This is a genomic window from Bombella pluederhausensis, assembly GCF_026385525.1.
In the GTDB taxonomy this organism is placed as follows: Bacteria; Pseudomonadota; Alphaproteobacteria; order Acetobacterales; family Acetobacteraceae; genus Bombella; species Bombella pluederhausensis.
The window spans coordinates 697,465-714,939 of the sequence record NZ_JANIDY010000001.1; the positions used below are offsets into that span (position 1 = coordinate 697,465).

Here is a 17,475-nt window from a genome sequence, read left to right on the forward strand (position 1 = left end):
GTAGCAAGAGCATATTGACCACAGGAAAAAGCACGGGCAGTTAAGGATGGTATTTTCTGTAATGGATGGGAAGGATGTTACCATGAAAAGGGTTTCTGCTATCGTGCGCCGTCTGGCCCCTGTGGGAGCAGCCTCCCTCGTGCTGGCCGGGATGCTTTCAGCCTGTGTTTCGCACCCGCCTCGGGATGATTATGTCGTCTTCTTCGACAGGGAGTCCGTTAATCTGAGCCCGACAGGGGAGGAGATTATCGCTGAGGCTGTGGATGCTGCTCACAAACGCCATATTTCTAAAATTACAGTGTCTGGTTCTGCCGGTAAAAGCGAAGACCCGGATGTGTTGAAGAAACTGGCTGACGCCCGTGCAGACAATGTCATTGATGTTCTGGTGAAAGATGGCATTAAGCGTGAGGACATCCATAAGGAGTCGTCCGTACCGACAGCTGTTGAGGATTCCCGTGTTGCGCTTCGCCGTGTCACGGTTCATCTGGGGGCACATTGACACTCGGGTATGATTATCAAGCTGGGGAAACGTGTCAGGGTATAGGAAACCCGATAGATCGTTTCCCTCGGCATGTTGGTGACACTCCAGAGGATGTCCTTCATCGGGTTTTTGGCTTCCAGACCTTTCGGGGGTTGCAGGAAGACGCCGTCAGCGCTGTAATGAATGGTGAGGACGTGTTGGTCCTCATGCCGACAGGGGGAGGCAAAAGCCTTTGCTATCAGGTGCCTGCTTTGTGCCGAAAGGGCGTGGGGCTGGTTATTTCCCCCCTGATAGCGCTCATGGAAGATCAGGTAGCCGGGTTACGCCAGCTGGGTGTGAGGGCGGCCTCTCTCCATTCCGAAATGGACTATCAGGACCAGCAGACGGTTCAAGAAGATCTGACATGCGATCAACTGGACCTGCTCTATATTTCTCCTGAGCGCCTGCTCACATCTTACACGCTGAATCTTCTGAAACGATGCCGCTTGTCGCTCATTGCTATTGATGAAGCGCATTGTGTTTCTGCTTGGGGACATGATTTCCGGCCCGAATATAGAGAGCTTGCTAACCTGAAGCAGCTTTTTCCGGGCGTCCCACGGATAGCCCTGACAGCAACGGCTGACCCTCGGACACGCAGTGATATTCTCACGGCGTTGGATATGCCTCAGGCTCATGTTCTGATGGGAAGTTTCCATAGGAAAAATCTTTTTCTTCAGGCACAGCCAAAATTATCTGAAATCCGTCAGGTGCTGGACGCATTGAGCCGCCATATGGGGCAGGGGGCAGCCATCGTTTATTGTGGTAGCCGTAAGAAAACAGAAACGATGGCCCGTCAACTAAGGGAAAAAGGCTATACGGCCTTTGCCTTTCATGCCGGACTTCCCCCAGCGGAAAAGAAAAATGTTCTGCTGCGTTTCCGTTCCGGTGAGCCCATGGTTGTGGCAGCGACCATCGCTTTTGGGATGGGAATAGACCGACCTGATGTCAGGGCTGTTATTCATCTCGATATACCGGCTTCACCAGAAGGCTATTATCAGCAGATTGGCCGAGCTGGGCGTGATGGTGAGTCTTCTCATACATTGCTGCTCTATAGTGGTGAGGGTGTTGCGCGGGCTCGTTACTGGCTGGAGGAATCTCAGGCACCAGAGGGCGAAAAGCGTGCCATGCAGGGGCGGTTAGAGAGCATGATCTCTCTTACGGAAACAACAGGCTGCCGAACGCAGGCCATCCTTGCCTGTTTTGGGGAAACGCTGCATGAGCCCTGCGGCCACTGTGATAACTGCTTACACCCTCCATCAACGTTTGATGCTACCGAGGCTGCTCAGAAAGTGCTTTCCACTATCTACCGGACAGGGGAGCGTTTTGGGGCATTACAGCTGATTGCTGTCCTTAAGGGAAAAATGACTGAAGCAGTGGAACGTCATGCCTTGCATCATCTTTCCGTCTTTGGGATAGGCAAAGACAAAACAGACACATGGTGGCGTATGGTCATACGGCAATTGATTGCACGTGGAGCCATCGGCATGACGGGCGATCATGGGGGGCTTGGCCTTCGGCGGGATACTGCCCGCCCCATATTGAGAGGGGATATTGTAGTCAGCCTGAGGGAAGATGCCTCTCTGCGCCATGCGATGGCAGCATCAAGCACGTCTCAGAGCGATCCGGCTGATGACCTCTCAGAAGAAGAACATCAGTATTTTCTGAAGCTGAAGATGTGGAGGCGGGAGGAAGCCTATCAACAGGGGATCCCGCCCTACATCATCTTCCGTGATGTCACCTTACGTGACATCATTAAGGCCCGACCTGCTAGCAGGTCGGCACTGGGAGATATCCGGGGAGTTGGTCAGAGCAAAATCGAGCGTTATGGCGATGCTGTCCTGACCATTCTGAACGGTCCTTCGTAATAAAAAAGGGTTCAGGGCCCGACATGAGGTTCTTCAACGATGGGCTGCATGGTGAAGGATGCAGTTACATCACCGATATTCTGGAAGTGAAAGATGAAGTCCATCTTGTTGCCCGGTTTAAAGGGTACCTTCAGGCTATGGCAGATCAGATGATAGCCGGTTGTGGGGAAATATAGTGTTCCTTCATGCGGGACGGCCATTCTCTGAAAGATGTTATATGTTTCCCGCGGGGACTGGATTGCAACCTGACTATTACGGTTTGACGTGACCGATGCGCAGCCGGGGGAGGAAATGCCTTGCAGTAGGAGGTCAGTCTGCCCCTGATTGGTCAGGGCAAAGGTCCCAAAGGCGAAAGGCGCATCCTTGTAGCGGGTGTGCAGCGCTGTATCGGTAATGGAAATGTCTTTGATGGAGGGGGTGGTGTTGTCGGCAGCGAGTGCGGTACCCGTAGCCAGGCTGGCCAGCATGGCCATCGTCATCAGGGAAGTACGCATCATTGTTTCCGTTATCCTTGTTTCTGCTACCTGAATTGAGGAAAATGTAGCGGGATCATAAAGAAAAAGGCCCTTTCATATTCCTCAATGCTGCTATTTCCGATAAACTGCGTTGCATGTGGGGTCAAGTAAGACCCTGCTCTGGTTGCTTTTTGGAATATGCCATGCACTGCCCTTTTTGCGGAAATCAGGAAACGCAGGTCAAGGACAGCCGTTCTACAGAGGACGGAGCAGCTATCCGCCGGAGGCGTATCTGCTGTGCCTGTACTCAGCGTTTCACGACCATAGAGCGTGTGCAGCTTAGAGAGCTGACCGTTATAAAAGCGGATGGCCGTCGCATTCCTTTTGAACGTGACAAGTTGGCTCGTTCCATTCGTATCGCTTTGAGAAAACGCCCCGTTGATGAGGTCCGGCAGGAAAGGCTGCTTAATGGGCTTGTCCGGCAGTTGGAATCATCAGGAGATCAGGAAATTCCGTCTTATAAGATCGGAGAGCTGGTCATGGATGCTTTGCGTGATGTGGATGGTGTGGCCTATGTCCGTTTTGCCAGTGTTTACAAAGATTTCAGGGAAATAGAAGCCTTCTCAAAGATTCTCGTGGATATGAGTAAGACTTCCAATCCTCCCTCTCAGGAGCCTTCATGACTGAATCGTCATCCTCTACACAGCGGAAACGCAGCCGGACCATTGCCCGTATGGCAGCAACGCAGGCGCTTTATCAGTGCGAGCAAACAGGGGCTAATCCTGAGAGTGTTTTGATGGAGTTCATCCGGCATCGGCATATCGCTCCCACGGCCAGCTTTGAGGAAGGGCATATCCCTGATGCAGACCTTAACCTGCTAGAGGAGATCGTTAGGGGTACGGTTACTCGGCAGGATGCTATAGATCAGGCATTAACATCCCTACTGCCGGAAAGCTGGCCGCTGAATCGTCTTGATCCGGTACTCCGGGCTTTGCTGCGGACAGCTATCGGGGAAATTATGGCGGGTCTTCCGGCACAGATTGCCATTAATGAGTATCTGGACGTTGCTCATGGGTTCTTCAGTGGTGATGAGCCAAAGATGGTGAATGGTATTCTGGATAAATTTGCTCGTCAGAAAACTGGTGAGCGGGAGGCAGAATAAGGATCGAACGTCATGGGAGAATTTGATTTCATAGCTCGCCATTTTCGTTCATTAGCGGGCGAGGGGGCTATGGAGCTTCGCAATGATGGAGCGACCATGCGTCTATCTGCTGGCGAGGAGCTGGTCCTTTCGAGCGATACCATGGTTGAGGGGCTTCATTTTCTCCCTGACGATCCTGCCGACACGATCGCCCGGAAGCTCCTGCGCTGCAATTTGTCCGATCTCGCCGCAATGGGAAGTCGCCCTCGGCATTATATGCTGAATGTCAGCCTTCCAGCCGGGCGTCATTATGATGATGGTTGGTTTGCACAATTCGCTGCTGGGTTGGCAGCAGATCAGAAGCAATTCAACATTAGTCTGTTGGGAGGGGATACCACAGGTAGCCCATCTCCATTGATGCTGAATGTCACCATTCTGGGAACGGTTCGTCAGGGCGAAGCCTTGCGGCGTGATGGCAGCCGTCCAGGAGACGGGGTCTGGGTTACCGGGAATCTAGGTCGGGCAGCTCTTGGGTTGCAGGCACGGCTTGGCAGGATTGATGGCGTTGATGAGGCGTTAGTGCAGTTTTATCGGGTGCCCATGCCGCGGGTTGGGCTATCGCTATATGGCATTGTCAGTGCGGCCATGGATATATCCGATGGTTTGGTGCAGGACTGTGGTCACATAGCAGAGGAATCGGGAACAGCGATTACTCTGTTTGAAGAAAAACTGCCTTTTCTGCCTTCTGTTAAAGCTCATATGACCCATCACAGGGAATTGATCCTGTTGGGGGGAGATGATTATGAGCTGCTTTTAACCTGTCCGGTAGAGAAAGAGGCAGCCTTACAGGCTCATTGTAGTGAGCGAGATGTTCCCGTTACACAAATAGGGGAAGTCACCGCTGGCAGCGGTGTGAAGATGCTGGATCGCCGAGGAGAGCCCATACAGTTTTCACGGACGGGCTGGCAGCACTTTTGAAATGACAAAGACCCTTCTTCCCAAAATCAGGAAGCAAGGGTCTTTTCATAAAGACGATGTGTTTTGTGAGGGTGTGGCACGAGCGATTCAGCTAGATTACGCATGCCTGTATCGTTTTCCAGCACCCAGCCCAGTTCGACCCATTTGTAAGGCAGTGTATGGCCACGGCGCATGAGCTCAACAATGGCGAGTGAAGGTAAGAGTGATCCCAGCATGGTGCCACGCAGCTTGCTTGATACGCCAAGCAGAATGACGCGGGCAGAACGGAACTTATGCGTTGCTAGCCGGTAGCCCAGACGCATCCAGCCAAGAGGAGAGGGGGCACCACCCAAGTCACCGGCAATATCGTAAAGATTGGGTAGCACCATCGCCATGGCTACGGGCTCACCATTCTGGTCAATCTGTACATAGTGTTCAGGACGTAGAAGGGGCTTGATCTGCTCGATCATGGCCGACATTTCATAATCCTGCATGGGTACAAAATTATATTTATGCGACCACGCATCATTATAAAGCTTGCGTAGAACTTCACCCTGCGCCGTTATTTCTTTCTTCGAGAGATCACGGGTCGTGATGCTGCTGAGACGTCCTTCGCCCAGCCTGAGATTGCCGGGGACCTTGAACTTATTTTCAGTATTTTCATCAAGCTCCAGTCGGTAGCTCAGCAGATCCTGTGCTTTTTCGTAACCGGATTGACGGATAAGCTCATCTAGTCCTTTTGGATGCCATGGAATGGCGATCATAGGGGCAGAAAGCTGCCCTTCCACCATCGTCCCAGTCTCCGCATTTCCACTGAGGGTTACTGGGCCACGCACCTTAGAAATCTGCCGTTTTTTCAGCCAATCTTCAGCAGCCTGTAGAAGTGCGGAAACAATTGGTAATTCAGGCAATGCATCTAGCGCCCCAAACTGACCGATCACTTCCTGCCAGTGCTCAATTGCCTTAAGATCGACTATAGCAGCGATTCGCCCAACAGGCCGATCACCACGCCAGGCGAGGAAGTACTGAATTTCCGCATGGCGAAAAACAGGCGCTTCCTTGGGGTTGAGCAGATGTCTCTGCTCCATGTCTAAGGGGGGAACGAACCCGTCCATTCCCTTATAGATATGGCGTGGAAGTGTGATAAAACGACGTAGATCTCCCCGTGTTGTAACGGGACGAACATCGACCTCGGCAGACTGAGAGTTTGGCGCTTCACATTGCATAGCAATGGCTATACTCGTACACGGGCTTTCCCGCTAGAGGGCAAAAAAGAAAGGGGCTTCATGTCCAGACCAGAAAAGAACACAACGACGCTCCGGCATCACATCCTCATAACTGGCGCTTCCAGTGGCATCGGAGCCGCCTTGGCGGAGTATTATGCTCGCCCTGGTGTTCATCTGACATTGTGGGGCAGGAGTGAAGAAAGACTGGAAAAAACGGCGACTGCTGCGCGTACGAAAGGTGCCAGTGTCGATACACTCAGCATTGACCTGACTCAGGCCGAAGTGGCTCTGAAGGAGCTTATCAAGGCGGATGATAAGCTGGCTGTTGATATTCTGATTCTTTCTGCTGGTATGGCTGATATTCGTCCTCATAATGCTTTGGCAGAATCAGCTGATACGGCTCTCAAGATGTCGATGGTCAATTTTGCCACACCTGTTGCCATGGCGACTGAGATGGCTAACCGTATGGCTGCCCGCCGGCATGGCCGTATCGGGATCATGGGGTCTGTCGCATCTTTCCATGATCTGCCTCTGGCAACGGTTTACAGCGGTTCCAAAGCAGGGTTGGGGCGCTTTAGCACGGCACTTCAGGCGGCTATGACGCCGTATAATGTCCGTGTCTGTCTCATTGCTCCGGGTTTCATTGATACGCCCATGAGCCAGCGACTGGATGGTGAACAGGCCTTTCTGGTGCCAGTGGAAAAGGCCGCTCGTAAAATTGCCCGTAGCATCAATTCAGGTAGAAGCGTGTTGGTGTTCCCATGGGTGTTCCAGCTGACCCGGCTGTTGGAAATGGCGTTGCCGCGGCCTATTGCACACAGAATTCTGCGCCGTTTGGATGTTATGCAGCACCCTGAAGGAGAGGGGGGGGCGTAATTCATTTCAATATGATCGCCTTCCGGTAGGTGGGTGCTTGCAGCTATGAGGTTGGCGTGGGAAAAGGGGGCAATATGTCTCTCTGCGCATTGAAGGAAAGATCGCATGAAAGAAATTGTTGCGCTTGATATCGGTGGGACCCACGCCCGATTTGCCCTTGCCAAAATTAAGGATGGGCATGTTGTATCCCTCGGGGAAGCCACAACGCTGAAATGTGCCGAACATGCCTCTCTCGCTCTGGCATGGGAAGCGTTCGAGCGGCAGCTGGGCCGACCTGTCCCACGTGAGGCTGGGATTGCTGTTGCTTGTCCGATCACGGGTGACGTGCTGAAGATGACCAACAATCCGTGGATCATCCAGCCAGCTCAGCTTGGTAGCCGTCTGAAACTTGATGATTTCGTGCTGGTCAACGATTTCGGGGCTGTAGGGCACGCTGTGGCCCAGGTTGGCCCCGAATATATGAACCACCTTTGTGGCCCTAATATTGATCTTCCTTCTAAGGGAACCATTACCATTCTCGGCCCAGGGACGGGCCTTGGTGTTGCTACCCTTTTGAGGGGGGAGAATGGGTATCATGTGATCGAAACAGAAGGCGGTCATATGGATTTCTCACCGTTGGATGCAATTGAAGATCACATTCTTCGCGCACTGCGTGATCGCTTCCGGCGTGTTTCTGTTGAGCGAATCGTTTCTGGTCCCGGACTGACCAATCTTTATGAGGTCATTGCTGAGCTGCAGGATCGGCCGATTACCATCAAGGACAATCGGACCTTGTGGACCACAGCGATGGAGGGAAGTGATACACTTGCTTCTGCTGCATTGGAGCGCTTTTTCCTGAGCCTTGGCGCAGTTGCTGGAGACTTGGCACTCGCACACGGAGCTCATGGTGTTGTTGTTGCTGGTGGGCTTGGTCAGCGTCTGGCGCATATTCTTCCGCAATCGGGCTTTGCTGAGCGTTTCCTTGCCAAGGGACGCTTTGAAGCCATGATGGGGGAGATGCCTGTGAAGATCATTACCCATCCACAGCCGGGCCTGTACGGTGCTGCGGCTGCTTATGCAAGTAAGGTCGCTCATTCAGATATGGCATGAGCGATCGGGGGCTGGTGATGGAGCTAGCCCCCATTCTTTTGCTGCATCAGAGTGTATAATTTAATGCGTTTTTCAACGGTAATTTTATCAGGTCTTGTTTTGCTGGCCGGATGTTACGGCTTTGTGACTGGTCAGTATCAGAATACTCACTCGGATGCGTGGTTGGCGCCACCACCTGATATGATGTCGGCAGAAGCTGCGGAAGATAAAAAAGTCTATCTTGCAACTCGTCAGTTAGAAGGATCTGAACGGTGGCATCAGGCCATGTTGGATGCAACTCTAAGTGATGAGGAAACCGTTCAGAAGTTTTTGGATATAGGTCACCTGCGTCTGACCGATGCGGATAGACGAGAATTGAAAAGGCGTCTTGAAAAAGCTCAGGCGCTGGCTCGTTCGGCCATGTCACGAGAAAAAGATATCTGGCGCAGAAGGCGTCCTTTTATTGATTACGGAGGAAGAACGTGTGTTGTTAATTATAAGCGCTTCGTTACCAGTTGGTCTTATCCTTCAGGGCATACGGTGAGAGGTTACACAATTGCTTTGATATTGGGAGGAATGTTTCCCGATAAAGAGAAGAAGTTATTGGAACAGGCCCATGAATTTGCGGAAAGTCGTGTTATTTGTGGAATGCATTGGGTTTCAGATGTTCGAGCAGGGGAGCAGTTTGCACGTAAATTGTATGAAACGGTAAGGCGAGTAAAGTAAAGTCGTAAATCTATAGTTGGCATAATCATTATTTTATTTTCTTTTAAATTTTTAACTAATCACAGAAATGAAAGGTAATTTTAGATGTAGGGAAGAACACTGGAGGTCTGGGCGGGAATCGAACCCACATACGCGGATTTGCAGTCCGATGCATAGCCATTCTGCCACCAGACCTCATGTGTTGCCCCCTTATTAAAGATAAATGCATAAGGGTCAATAGGGAAAAACGCTGTAAGGCATTTTTCACTTATTTTCAGAGACATTCTCCCTTATAATCCGCCTCGAACCTATCCCAGTAACTGATGATCAGACCGGCGATCCAATCACATGAAGTTTCTTCCTTTGTCATTTCCGAGAATCAAACGGTCCATTCATCTTGGGGGTAGCCTGTTCATATGCGTCAGTCTGATATCAGAAGGGGCCTATGCTCAAAACGCTCCAATGGCTGCAAACAATCCAGAATTTATCCCACATACGCTGAATGAAGCACTTTCCTTAGCTTATTTAACAAACCCTCAATTACGTGAAGCCAGAGCTCAATTACGTGCGGTTGATGAACAAATGTCAGCGGCAATGGGAGGGTGGCGACCAACTATCTCAGGAAGCGGTGCCCTTACATATTATAAAGGGGAAAGCAGATATGAACAGCAAACTACAGTAAATGGACAAAAGGTAAAATTCCCCAATCTGCAACGCTATAATAGCGGTGGATACAATACATCAGTGACACTCAACCAGCCTATCTATCAGGGTGGTAAAACAGTTGCTGGTATTCACATGGCTAAAAACCAGATTTTTGCACAACGGGCCCGTTTAATCCAAATCGAGCAGGAAGTGCTTTATAATGCCATGGATGCCTACGTCCGCCTTGTTGGAAATAAGCAACTTTTGCAGGTCAGTATCAATAATGAACGCTCTCTGCAGCAACAACTTGATGCTACAAACCGGCGCTTCAGATTAGGGGAACTCAGTCGAACTGATGTTGCACAGGCACAGGGGGCTCTGGCAACAGCGACAGCCGAACGGCAACAGATTGAAGGAACAATACAGTCTATCCAGGCAACTTATCTTCAGGCAGTTGGCGTTCCTGCTCCACCTGATCTAGTTCCACCTCAGCCGCTGGCACTTCCGGTGAAAACGGAACAAGAAGCGGTCATGGAAGCCGTACGAAATAACCCTAATGTTATCGCTGCTCTTTTCAATGAGGCACAACAGAAAGATAACATTTCGGTGCAGATCGCAACCATCATGCCAAAACTATCAGCTGGTTTGGGCTATCAAAGATCTCGTGACCAAGGTCAGGATCATTCACTGCAGGATAATAAATACGCTTCGCTCAATCTTCAGGTGCCTATTTATCAGGGAGGGAGTGAGTACTCTGCTATCAGACAAGCTCGACAAACTGCCATCGCTGCCCGGCATGAAGTTGATGTCCAGCGACGTTTAGCCCTTCAGCAAGCATCAGCAAGTTGGCAATTCTACGTAGCACTTAAGGAAACACTCGAAAGTCACAAAATTGCTGTCTCCTCCAATCTTGCAGCTCTTGCAGGTGTGGAGAGACAGGCTCTTGTCGGTACAGCTACAACTTTGTCCGTATTACAACAGCAGGCAACATTACTGCAGGCACAGAGAGATTTAATCCAGAACGTCACATCACTGGTTACAGCATCTTATGATATTGCCCGTTCTATGGGTAGGCTGACAGCTGTGGACCTTAAGCTGAATGTTCCTCTCTATGATGAAAAGGCTTATTACCGCGCTGTTAAAAATCGACTTTGGGGTATCGGAGACTATCAGACGAATCTTCCGGGGCGCTAAGAAAACAAAGATTTTCAAAGGCTGCCTATCGGCAAGTTTTTCTGCTGATGGTATGAAAAAACCCACCTTACACGATAAAATCAACATTCTGGGAAACCATGTCTGAACATACCCCCCATGCCGCTCTAACTGAATCTCAGCTGGAAAAGGCTTTTATCCCGGCAGACTACGAGACAACGCTATATTCCCAGTGGGAAAAGGATGGCATTTTTACAGCTAAGGTAGAAAATGGTGCCCATCCTTATTCTATCATGTTCCCACCGCCTAATGTGACAGGGACATTGCATCTAGGGCATGCTCTGACATTCACATTGCAGGATATCCTGATCCGTTGGCAACGAGAGAAGGGGGCCAATGTACTCTGGCAACCCGGAACCGACCATGCAGGTATTGCCACCCAGATGGTCGTTGAACGAGCATTAGATAAAGAAGGCATTAACCGGAAAACTATTGGTCGCCCCGCTTTCATTGAGCGTGTCTGGGAATGGAAAAAAGAATATGGCGGCACAATTATCCAGCAGCTACGCCGCCTTGGTGCCTCTGCTGACTGGACACGTGAACGCTTTACCATGGATGAGGGGCTTTCACGGGCTGTCCGTAAGGTTTTTGTTCAGCTTTATAACGAAGGCCTGATCTATCGTGATCGGCGTCTAGTTAACTGGGACCCTGTTTTTCGATCTGCCATTTCCGATCTGGAAGTGGAGAACAAAGAAACAAAGGGCTCCATGTGGCATATCCGTTATCCTCTGGAAAACGGCAAAACAATTACCATTGCCACAACACGGCCGGAAACGATGCTAGGTGACGTTGCCGTAGCCGTTAATCTTGAAGATGACCGCTATGCCGATTTAGTGGGGCAAAAAATCATTCTTCCGCTAACGGGTCGTTCCATCGTCATAGTAGCCGATGAACACTCAGATCCGGAGAAAGGAACAGGGGCGGTCAAGATCACCCCAGCACATGATTTCAATGACTTTGAAGTTGGTAAACGGCATAACCTCCCTGCACCAACCATTCTTGATGAAAGCGCCTGCATCAGCCTGGATGAAATTCGCTCCGAGCTATCAGAGCATGATGGTATAAGCGATCTAACATTCGTTCAGTCTTTGGAAGGTCTGCATCGCGATGAAGCCCGTAAAAAAATCATCACACAACTGGAGGAAATGGGCTGGCTGGAGAAAGTTGAACCACACGTTCTGCAAGTCCCTACGGCCGAACGTGGTGGAGCCATTGTTGAGCCGAGACTAACCCTGCAATGGTACTGTGATGCGCCAAAGCTGGCACAGCCTGCCGTCGATGCTGTCAAAAATGGCAAAATGGTTTTTGAGCCTAAACAGTGGGAAAATACTTTCTTTGCATGGATGAGAGAGCTCCAGCCATGGTGCATCAGCCGTCAGCTCTGGTGGGGACATCAAATTCCAGCGTGGTACGGCTCTGACGGGAAAACCTATGTCGCTGAAAGTGAAGCAGAGGCTCAGAAACAGGCGGGGCCCTCCGTAACACTGACACAGGACGAGGACGTGCTGGATACATGGTTCAGCTCAGCACTCTGGCCGTTCACCACACTGGGGTGGCCTGAAAAGACCGCTGAACTGGAGTTCTATTATCCCACCAGCACATTGGTCACTGGCTTCGACATCATTTTCTTCTGGGTTTCCAGAATGATGATGATGGGTCTCCATTTCATGGGGGATGTACCCTTCCGCAAGATTCTCATTCATGGTCTCGTCCGTGACGAGAAGGGACAAAAAATGTCCAAATCGCGCGGCAATGGTATCGATCCACTGGATCTGATTGCTGAATATGGCGCTGATGCAACTCGACTTGCTATCGCAGCCGGAGCGGGCTTAGGTCGTGATATTAAGCTGGGCAGGGGGCGTGTAGAAGAACATCGCGCCTTCATTACAAAACTGTGGAATGCTTCCCGCTTCTTACAGATGAATGATGTGAAGCCTCGTCCGGACTTCAACCCATCAGAAACAAAATCCATACTTGCCCGCTGGATTCTGGAAGAAGCCCGTAAGGCCGTCACACAAGCAGATTCAGCGCTGGAAGCATCTCGCTTTGATGAATACACACGGTGCTGTTACCATTTCGTCTGGAATATCTTCTGTGATTGGTTTGTAGAATTTTCCAAACCGACCTTCCGGGTAGGAGGGGCTGAAGCAGAGGAGCTCAAAGCAGCAGGGGCTCATGTTCTGGGCATCATCCTGCGTATGATGCATCCGGTCATTCCTTTCGTTACGGAAACACTCTGGCAGAAGCTTGGTTATCAAGGCCCGTTCGCAGTTTCTAATTGGCCGGAACAGACACAGATTCCGGGCGCAGACGCTGCAGCAGATGAAGTGAATTGGGTTATCCGTCTCATCAGTGATGTGCGAACCGTTCGTTCTGAAATGAATGTGCCACCTTCACAGAAGGCACCTTTGTTGCTGCGTGACGCCTCTGCGCAAACGATTGAGCGTGCTCATAAATGGCAAGCAGCTATTGACCAAATGGCTCGAGCTTCTGAGGTGTCACCACTTACTACTGAACCTCCTCATATGGCTGCCCAGATCATTCTGGATGAGGCAACCATCTTCCTGCCACTTGAGGGAATCATTGACCTGGATGCTGAAAAAGCCCGCCTAAACAAAGAAATCGCACGACTGGAAACGGAAATAGGTAAGGTGGACAAGAAGCTTTCTAATGAAAACTTTATCTCCCGTGCAAAACCTGAAGTCGTGCAAGAAAACCGAGATCGCCTGTCCAGCTTCCAACAAGAACTAGAGAAACAGAAGATTGCTTTGGGGCGCATTAGTTAAATTACCCCCGCTGGCACCATAATAAAAAAGGGCCTGCCTCTCTTTTATGAGGCAGGCCTTCCTATTTTTATAGTTTCAGTTTTACTGCCGTTTTTTTACAACAATCTGAGATAGATCACGCACAGCTCCATGAGCAGCGCTGGTCGTCATGGCAGCATAGGCCTTCAGTGCGGTAGAAACTTGCCGTTCACGGTCAGGCTGCCATCCTGCAGAGCCCTTTGCATTCATATCAGCCCGGCGTGCGTCTAGCTCATCCTCTGAAACATCCAGATGCAGCAGGCGTGCAGGAATATCAATGATGATGGAATCACCTTCATGGACAAGACCGATCAGGCCACCTTCTGCAGCTTCAGGTGAAATATGACCGACTGAAAGACCTGAACTGCCACCAGAAAAACGGCCATCAGTAATCAGAGCACAAGCCTCGCCCAGCCCCATGGACTTGAGATAACTTGTCGGATACAGCATTTCCTGCATCCCCGGCCCACCTTTAGGGCCTTCATATCGAATGACAACTACATCACCGGGAGCTATCTGCTTGCCCAGAATGGCGTTCACGGCAGCGTCCTGACTATCAAAGACACGGGCACGCCCACGAAACTTCAAGATATTTTCTGCAACACCAGCCGTCTTCACAATGGCACCATCAACAGCCAGATTTCCGTACAGCACGGCAAGACCACCATCCTGAGAAAAAGCGTGCTTCTTATCTCGCAGAACGCCTGTCTGACGGTCTTTATCCAGCTCCTTATAAGTACTGCTCTGAGAAAAAGCTTCGACAGTTCTTACCCCTCCCGGTGCAGCCTGAAAAAGAGCAGCAGCTTCATCATCATTAGCCTGCATGATGTCCCAATGCTTGAGGGCTTCAGACAGGCTTGAGGAATGAACTGTCGGAATGCTGGTATCCAGCAGTCCTGCCCGATCCAGCTCTCCTAGAATGGCAGGAATACCACCAGCACGATGGACATCTTCCATATGCACATTCGCAACGGAAGGTGACACCTTACAAAGATGAGGCACCTTGCGAGAGAGGGCGTCAATATCACTCATTGTGAAATCAACCCCGGCCTCATGCGCAGCCGCCAGAAGATGCAGCACCGTGTTCGTAGAACCGCCCATAGCAATATCCAGCGTCATGGCATTGGTAAAGGCTGCCTTTGTAGCGATGCCTCGGGGCAAAACGGTTGCATCATCCTGCTCGTACCAGCGCTTGGCTAATTCCACACTCAGGCGCCCAGCCTGCAGAAAAAGGTTTTTCCGTTGGCTATGCGTGGCCAGCAAAGATCCATTACCCGGCAGAGATAAACCCAAAGCTTCGGTCAGGCAGTTCATTGAATTTGCAGTGAACATGCCGGAGCATGATCCACATGTCGGACAGGCAGAACGTTCCACTCGCTCGGACACGTCATCACTGACACGTTCATCAGCAGCGGCAACCATGGATGTTACAAGATCCACGGCCCGTTCAATGCCATCCATATCCGCTTTGCCAGCTTCCATAGGACCACCAGAAACAAACACTGTAGGAATGTTCAGCCGCAGGGAGGCCATAAGCATTCCCGGTGTGATCTTGTCGCAGTTGCTGATACAGACCAGCGCATCAGCACAATGCGCACTGACCATATATTCTACAGAGTCAGCGATAAGCTCCCGTGAGGGGAGGGAGTAGAGCATTCCCCCATGCCCCATGGCGATCCCATCATCCACGGCAATGGTATTGAATTCTCTGGCAACGCCACCGGCTTCCTCCACAGCAGAGGCAACCAGTGCGCCCATGTCTTTGAGATGAACATGACCGGGGACGAATTGGGTATATGAGTTAGCAATAGCAATAATCGGTTTGCTGAAATCACCATCCTTCATGCCCGTTGCTCTCCAGAGCGCACGGGCCCCTGCCATATTGCGGCCACGGGTGCTAGTATGGGAGCGGTAAACGGGCATTAAAAACCTCTTTCAGATAGAAACGTTTGATGGCGTTTTATAGCAAGAAACATAATGATAAAACAAAAAAACTGAAAGATATGAAAAGCGTGATCTACTCCCTCTGGTTTAAACCTGTTCCGGGCATCATATGCACGATACTCATCGTTTTATGTCTATAGGACCATATCATGACACAGACATCATCCATCATTCTCGGAGGCGGCTGCTTCTGGTGTGTTGAGGCTATTTTTAACGGGTTGCGAGGTGTTGTATCGGCAAAACCTGGTTATGCTGGTGGGCATACGGAGCAGCCGAGTTATAAAGAGGTATGCACAGGCAAGACAGGCCATGCCGAAGTCGTACAGATTATTTTCAATCCCGTAGAGATCAGTCTTGAAGATATTCTACGAGTTTTCTTTACAACGCATGACCCCACCCAGTTAAACCGTCAGGGAGATGATGTAGGTTCTCAGTATCGCTCCGTCATTTTTGGAGATAAAGCGCAACAGACTACGGCCCGCTCTATTCGAGACGAAATTGCTAACCAGAATATATGGGACGCTTCACTTGTGACTTCCATTGAAGGCCCTGCCCATTTTTGGGAAGCCGAGGAAAGTCATCACGATTATTTTGCCCGTAACCCAGAAACGGCTTACTGCTCTGCCGTTGTAGCCCCGAAAGTGGCCAAGGCTCGGAAACTATACCGAGACCGCCTGAAAACAGCTGAATAACCAACCATTGGCCATCAGAATGAGGGAATAACTCACATTCCCTCATTCATCATCTTCTAGCAGGACCCTGTCTGTCTCCTCATCATACCCAAAGAGGCTTGCATACCGGGCCCATGATATGGCCGTGTTCAGTGTCTGACGTGCGTAGGATGTGGACATGGTATCTTCCAGTTTCCGCCGGAAAATATCCGCATCCATGGCATGACTGCTGCGTTCGTCCAGAGTGCCACGAATCAGCCTCAATAGCGGTACGGCATGGAGCAGGGCTGTCCTCATAATGTCACGGCGTGCATCTGCATCGCCTTCTACAAATGTACGGCCCGTACTGGTGAGCATAATGTCACCATCCTCAAGCTCAGCAAGATCGAGGAGCTGCAAGGTCTCGCCAAGGGGAAAAAGGTCATCCAATGTCATCTGAAGCTGGTTAGCGAGCTCAGGCAGATCGGCTCGGCCTGAAAGAGGCGCATGGTCCAACGCCTCCATCAAACCTACCAGCAGTTCAATCGAAATATCTGGCAGAACGATAAAGGAGCTACTTTCATCCTGTATCTCATCCTGCTTGGCAACAGACAAATCAGCTTCTGAAACACTGGGAGCTCGTAATGTCATGAGCGTGTAGATCTGATCCACGAAATGCCGGAAGTCATTATCCTGCCTGTTACGTGGATGAGGGAAGGGAACCACAACCTCATGAGTGATACGACCCGGCCCAGAAGAAAAAAGCAAAATCCGATCGCACATGAGTACGGCTTCTTCAATGGCATGCGTTGCTAGAACCATTGCCTTCAATGGTCCAAGCCGGTGTTCCTGCCAGAGTTCTATCAGGTCAGTTCTCAGATTTTCTGCACTTAGATGATCGATATTTAGAAACGGCTCATCAAGCAGCAATATTTCTGGCTGTCGGGCTAAGGCACGGATAAGAGATGCGCGTTCTTCCAAGGCCCCGGAAAGCTCTCTAGGATACGCCCCTTCATAACCGTCCATATCAAGCACGGCGATGATGGCATCAGCGATCTTTTCCCGTTCCTCTTTTGGCTGACGTTTGGCTTCTAGAGCAAGAAGCACATTTTCTCTAACCGTCAGCCATGGGAAAAGCACATCATCCTGTAATATGATCGAAACAGCTTCCAGAGCCTGAATAGTAGCCTTTTTCTCTTTCCAGAAAACGTCCCCCGTTCTGGGAGTATCCAGCCCGGCCATGATTTTCAAAAGGCTCGATTTTCCCGAACCCGAACGCCCGACAAGGCCGAGAATCTCACCTTCTCGAACCTCCATATTGACCTGTTCAACAATTGGCACGTCCTGATTGCGTGATTTACGCGCAAATTGTGCACAATCAGTCAGCCGTAAGAGTGTCGCACTCAT

The 17,475-nt window shown here is 50.6% G+C and carries 15 protein-coding genes and 1 tRNA gene; 11 read left to right on the forward strand and 5 right to left on the reverse strand.

The annotated features are described in order from the left end of the window. Window positions 1-82: 82 nt before the first annotated feature. Both NQF86_RS03150 and recQ read left to right on the forward strand, forming a co-directional pair. Window positions 83-499 (forward strand): OmpA family protein, encoded by a 417-nt coding sequence (locus NQF86_RS03150; RefSeq protein WP_266116139.1) that lies wholly within the window; start codon window positions 83-85, stop codon window positions 497-499. Window positions 500-540: 41 nt separating this feature from the next. After that, entirely contained in the window at window positions 541-2,385 is a 1,845-nt protein-coding gene (gene recQ / locus NQF86_RS03155; protein WP_266116456.1) for a DNA helicase RecQ, read from the forward strand. An 11-nt stretch (window positions 2,386-2,396) separates the two neighbouring features. On the opposite strand, the gene NQF86_RS03160 is transcribed toward recQ, so the two are convergent. Beyond that, window positions 2,397-2,882 carry a copper chaperone PCu(A)C gene (locus NQF86_RS03160; protein WP_266116140.1) on the reverse strand — a complete coding sequence of 162 codons (486 nt, stop codon included), beginning with the start codon at window positions 2,880-2,882 and terminating at the stop codon, window positions 2,397-2,399. 161 nt (window positions 2,883-3,043) lie between these two features. Here NQF86_RS03160 and nrdR point away from each other — a divergent pair, with 161 nt between their 5' ends. Genes nrdR through thiL form a run of 3 tightly spaced genes read left to right on the forward strand, consistent with a single transcriptional unit; the run spans window position 3,044 to window position 4,959 of the window. Further along, the gene (nrdR, locus tag NQF86_RS03165) at window positions 3,044-3,523 is read left to right on the forward strand and encodes a transcriptional regulator NrdR (protein ID WP_266116141.1); all 480 of its coding nucleotides are present in this window, start codon (window positions 3,044-3,046) and stop codon (window positions 3,521-3,523) included. Continuing rightward, entirely contained in the window at window positions 3,520-4,002 is a 483-nt protein-coding gene (nusB, locus tag NQF86_RS03170; protein ID WP_266116142.1) for a transcription antitermination factor NusB, read from the forward strand. The genes nrdR and nusB overlap by 4 nt, the downstream gene beginning before the upstream one ends. Window positions 4,003-4,014: 12 nt before the next feature. Beyond that, the gene (gene thiL / locus NQF86_RS03175) at window positions 4,015-4,959 is read left to right on the forward strand and encodes a thiamine-phosphate kinase (protein WP_266116143.1); all 945 of its coding nucleotides are present in this window, start codon (window positions 4,015-4,017) and stop codon (window positions 4,957-4,959) included. Window positions 4,960-4,985: 26 nt separating this feature from the next. Here thiL and NQF86_RS03180 read toward each other — a convergent pair whose 3' ends face one another. After that, a complete protein-coding gene (locus NQF86_RS03180) occupies window positions 4,986-6,164 on the reverse strand; it encodes a hypothetical protein (RefSeq protein ID WP_266116144.1) in 1,179 nt (392 codons plus the stop codon). Between the two features lie 60 nt (window positions 6,165-6,224). Here NQF86_RS03180 and NQF86_RS03185 point away from each other — a divergent pair, with 60 nt between their 5' ends. From NQF86_RS03185 to NQF86_RS03195, 3 genes are all read left to right on the forward strand, one after another. After that, entirely contained in the window at window positions 6,225-7,040 is an 816-nt protein-coding gene (locus tag NQF86_RS03185; RefSeq protein ID WP_266116145.1) for an SDR family NAD(P)-dependent oxidoreductase, read from the forward strand. 105 nt (window positions 7,041-7,145) lie between these two features. Further along, entirely contained in the window at window positions 7,146-8,129 is a 984-nt protein-coding gene (glk, locus tag NQF86_RS03190; protein ID WP_266116146.1) for a glucokinase, read from the forward strand. Window positions 8,130-8,192: 63 nt separating this feature from the next. Next, a complete protein-coding gene (locus NQF86_RS03195) occupies window positions 8,193-8,834 on the forward strand; it encodes a phosphatase PAP2 family protein (RefSeq protein WP_266116147.1) in 642 nt (213 codons plus the stop codon). A gap of 100 nt (window positions 8,835-8,934) precedes the next feature. On the opposite strand, the gene NQF86_RS03200 is transcribed toward NQF86_RS03195, so the two are convergent. Then, window positions 8,935-9,008, reverse strand: a tRNA-Cys gene (locus tag NQF86_RS03200). 153 nt (window positions 9,009-9,161) lie between these two features. On the opposite strand from NQF86_RS03200, the gene NQF86_RS03205 reads away from it, so the two are divergent. Next, entirely contained in the window at window positions 9,162-10,652 is a 1,491-nt protein-coding gene (locus NQF86_RS03205) for a TolC family outer membrane protein (protein WP_266116148.1), read from the forward strand. Window positions 10,653-10,750: 98 nt separating this feature from the next. Next, entirely contained in the window at window positions 10,751-13,456 is a 2,706-nt protein-coding gene (locus NQF86_RS03210; protein ID WP_266116149.1) for a valine--tRNA ligase, read from the forward strand. An 81-nt stretch (window positions 13,457-13,537) separates the two neighbouring features. On the opposite strand, the gene ilvD is transcribed toward NQF86_RS03210, so the two are convergent. Beyond that, window positions 13,538-15,397 carry a dihydroxy-acid dehydratase gene (gene ilvD, locus NQF86_RS03215; RefSeq protein WP_266116150.1) on the reverse strand — a complete coding sequence of 620 codons (1,860 nt, stop codon included), beginning with the start codon at window positions 15,395-15,397 and terminating at the stop codon, window positions 13,538-13,540. 170 nt (window positions 15,398-15,567) lie between these two features. On the opposite strand from ilvD, the gene msrA reads away from it, so the two are divergent. Beyond that, complete coding sequence (gene msrA, locus NQF86_RS03220) at window positions 15,568-16,110, forward strand: peptide-methionine (S)-S-oxide reductase MsrA (RefSeq protein WP_266116151.1); 543 nt, start codon at window positions 15,568-15,570, stop codon at window positions 16,108-16,110. A 42-nt stretch (window positions 16,111-16,152) separates the two neighbouring features. Here the strand turns inward: msrA and NQF86_RS03225 are convergent, their stop codons facing one another. Further along, the gene (locus NQF86_RS03225) at window positions 16,153-17,475 is read right to left on the reverse strand and encodes an ABC transporter ATP-binding protein (RefSeq protein ID WP_266116152.1); all 1,323 of its coding nucleotides are present in this window, start codon (window positions 17,473-17,475) and stop codon (window positions 16,153-16,155) included.

What these genes read in the sequence shown, in the direction of transcription:
- NQF86_RS03150 (WP_266116139.1), top strand. Translation starts at nt 83, where the DNA reads ATGAAAAGGGTTTCTGCTATCGTGCGCCGTCTGGCCCCTGTGGGAGCA.
- NQF86_RS03160 (WP_266116140.1), bottom strand. Translation starts at nt 2,882, where the DNA reads ATGATGCGTACTTCCCTGATGACGATGGCCATGCTGGCCAGCCTGGCT.
- nrdR (WP_266116141.1), top strand. Translation starts at nt 3,044, where the DNA reads ATGCACTGCCCTTTTTGCGGAAATCAGGAAACGCAGGTCAAGGACAGC.
- nusB (WP_266116142.1), top strand. Translation starts at nt 3,520, where the DNA reads ATGACTGAATCGTCATCCTCTACACAGCGGAAACGCAGCCGGACCATT.
- thiL (WP_266116143.1), top strand. Translation starts at nt 4,015, where the DNA reads ATGGGAGAATTTGATTTCATAGCTCGCCATTTTCGTTCATTAGCGGGC.
- NQF86_RS03180 (WP_266116144.1), bottom strand. Translation starts at nt 6,164, where the DNA reads ATGCAATGTGAAGCGCCAAACTCTCAGTCTGCCGAGGTCGATGTTCGT.
- NQF86_RS03185 (WP_266116145.1), top strand. Translation starts at nt 6,225, where the DNA reads ATGTCCAGACCAGAAAAGAACACAACGACGCTCCGGCATCACATCCTC.
- glk (WP_266116146.1), top strand. Translation starts at nt 7,146, where the DNA reads ATGAAAGAAATTGTTGCGCTTGATATCGGTGGGACCCACGCCCGATTT.
- NQF86_RS03195 (WP_266116147.1), top strand. Translation starts at nt 8,193, where the DNA reads ATGCGTTTTTCAACGGTAATTTTATCAGGTCTTGTTTTGCTGGCCGGA.
- NQF86_RS03205 (WP_266116148.1), top strand. Translation starts at nt 9,162, where the DNA reads ATGAAGTTTCTTCCTTTGTCATTTCCGAGAATCAAACGGTCCATTCAT.
- NQF86_RS03210 (WP_266116149.1), top strand. Translation starts at nt 10,751, where the DNA reads ATGTCTGAACATACCCCCCATGCCGCTCTAACTGAATCTCAGCTGGAA.
- ilvD (WP_266116150.1), bottom strand. Translation starts at nt 15,397, where the DNA reads ATGCCCGTTTACCGCTCCCATACTAGCACCCGTGGCCGCAATATGGCA.
- msrA (WP_266116151.1), top strand. Translation starts at nt 15,568, where the DNA reads ATGACACAGACATCATCCATCATTCTCGGAGGCGGCTGCTTCTGGTGT.
- NQF86_RS03225 (WP_266116152.1), bottom strand. Translation starts at nt 17,475, where the DNA reads ATGAGTGCGACACTCTTACGGCTGACTGATTGTGCACAATTTGCGCGT.